This is a genomic window from Luteibacter sp. P4_E6, from assembly GCF_056401535.1.
Genome location: NZ_JBFUJE010000641.1, coordinates 1 through 2,023 on the forward strand (window position 1 = coordinate 1; position 2,023 = coordinate 2,023).

Sequence of the window (2,023 nt, forward strand, 5' to 3'; positions counted from 1 at the left end):
GACCTGTTCGCTGCTTATAACCACCTGACGATGGAAGGCGCTCAAGCCTCTACCAAGTACGTCTTCAACAGCGGCACTAGTGGCTTTCTCGACATCCCGACTAGCCGTGAGCGTCAACGTGTCGACGGCTTCCTTTGCTTCGGAAGCAGCTCGAGTGAGTGCAAAGGCGGCCGATCGCTGTGTCGACACGGCCGTCTCGCTTCTCCGCTCCAGAGCTTCCGCAAGCAAAGCGAGTTGCTTGGCCGTGTGTACAACCGCGGAGAGATTTCCGTCCATGAATCGTTCGGGTCAAAAGTCGAGGGGCGATTCTGACGGACACGTAGGACTTTGAATCGCTAACGAACGATTTTTCCGAAAAGTTCTATACATCGACAGGAGCATCATGTCGGGATCGTAGGGCAACGATCAACGCCGCCTACAGACAACTCGAAGTTGTTTTGATACGGTCATCTCGTTGCCTGCGTCGTCGCTATGAATGCTGCGCAGACAACCATCGCTCAATGCGGTGAAGAAGCGCGGCCCAGAGGTGTATCAGCACCCCTGGACCGCTAACCACTAACAACTACCTAGGAGTAGATCAGTGGCTACCACCGATCATACGGTACGAGCTCGCCCGTCGGATCCCCCCGGCGACACCCCCATCGGTCACCGGGCGCTCTGCCTTCCCCGCAGACACGGTTGAAGAACCGCGGCGCCAGCCGTTTCCCTGAGTTTTTTCTTGGCCGAGCAACACGGCACGTCGCCGTGTGACCTGAGAACAGACGCGGCTGTCCCCGCAACACACTTCGTCAATCAAGCCGCACGRCGCCCGGACACGGGCAGCCGATGAACCCGCGMATCCGTKTGATCCGCGGCACGYTGCGCGATGCGTAGCGTGCCGCACCTGGATGAGGCGGGCAGGGCGGCATTCAAGGAGTTCGTCATGACCACAGCAAAAGGGCAAAGCAGCCATCCCGGATTCCACTACCACATCGATCCGGAAGCCACGGCGCACGACCTGATGAACGAAGCCACCGAATGGCTTCAGTACGCACGTAGCCTGACGCGGTTACTGGCCGACTTCATCCACGAATCCGATACCGTGGACTGTCAGCGTGTGGCGCACGGGCTGGAAGCGATCGGGGCGTTGATGCATATGGGGGTGCAGTGCTCGGCGCAGGCGCATGCCAGGATGTGTTGGGAGCAGGGTGGGTGATTGACGTCGAAACCGGGGTGCTGCTCAGATCTGGGAGGGCGTCGTGGTGTTCGTCCATCCAGAGCTTCGGCAGTCAATCAGGCGTTTCGTCGACGACCGCCAAGGTGGAAGGCATCTGCGCTACCGAAGCCGTCGCCCGGTTGATGGCATCGGCAAGCTCAAGAAAGCTGAAGGGCTTTTGGATCGGAACGGCATCGCGCGGCACCTGCCCCGTATCTGCGTCTGCGTCTGACGTCATGACCAGGATAGCGATGGCGGGATTGCCGGCACGCGCCTCAGCCAGATAGGTGCCTTCCGGGTTTTCTCCGAGAGCAGGCGCCGAGGCGACGAGGAAGTCGACCCGGTCGCGACTGGCGGCCCAGGCGGCCCCACCCGCGTGTGTGCTTGCAATGCCGACGATGTAGCCCCGCTGTCGCAGGCAGTCGGCGACCCCTTCTGCCAGGCGGTGGTACGACTCGATGACAACCGCATACCGCGCATCTGGCTCAGCCATTGTTTGTCTTCCTGTCGAGGTCCGACGCAGCATGACCGTTCATGTGGACGATGACGTGACGACCACAGGCGAGGTGAGCCAGCCGCAGGCGGCATTAACTACGTACTTATGCGTTGTGATCCGTGGGATCTATGTGCGGATGGGGCGGATGACGGGGATCGATTGGATCGACCCTCTGGTTATCGTCCAGGGGAAAGGTCGCGCCGGTCAATGCCTCCGAAGCGATCCACAGCCTCGTCGCATCGTTCGCATCCCCTGCCGGCGAGGGAATTTTTGCCAACGATGGATAGCCACGTGTTTCGCCGATTTGGTCTGGGCCGTAGTAGGCGCCGCCC

The 2,023-nt window shown here is 60.6% G+C and carries 3 protein-coding genes and 1 pseudogene; 1 reads left to right on the forward strand and 3 read right to left on the reverse strand.

The window, feature by feature from the left end; translation table 11 throughout:
* On the reverse strand, positions 1 to 276 hold a 276-nt coding region (locus AC1DT2_RS21805), incomplete at its 3' end, for a hypothetical protein (protein WP_477298694.1).
* Positions 277 to 922: 646 nt separating this feature from the next.
* Between AC1DT2_RS21805 and AC1DT2_RS21810 the strand changes: the two genes are divergently transcribed.
* Entirely contained in the window at positions 923 to 1,195 is a 273-nt protein-coding gene (locus AC1DT2_RS21810; RefSeq protein WP_477298695.1) for a hypothetical protein, read from the forward strand.
* Positions 1,196 to 1,268: 73 nt separating this feature from the next.
* On the opposite strand, the gene AC1DT2_RS21815 is transcribed toward AC1DT2_RS21810, so the two are convergent.
* Positions 1,269 to 1,688, reverse strand: coding sequence for a hypothetical protein (locus AC1DT2_RS21815; protein ID WP_477298696.1), 420 nt, complete (start codon positions 1,686 to 1,688; stop codon positions 1,269 to 1,271).
* A 106-nt stretch (positions 1,689 to 1,794) separates the two neighbouring features.
* Positions 1,795 to 2,023 (reverse strand): annotated as a pseudogene (locus AC1DT2_RS21820) (hypothetical protein); the annotation flags it as partial.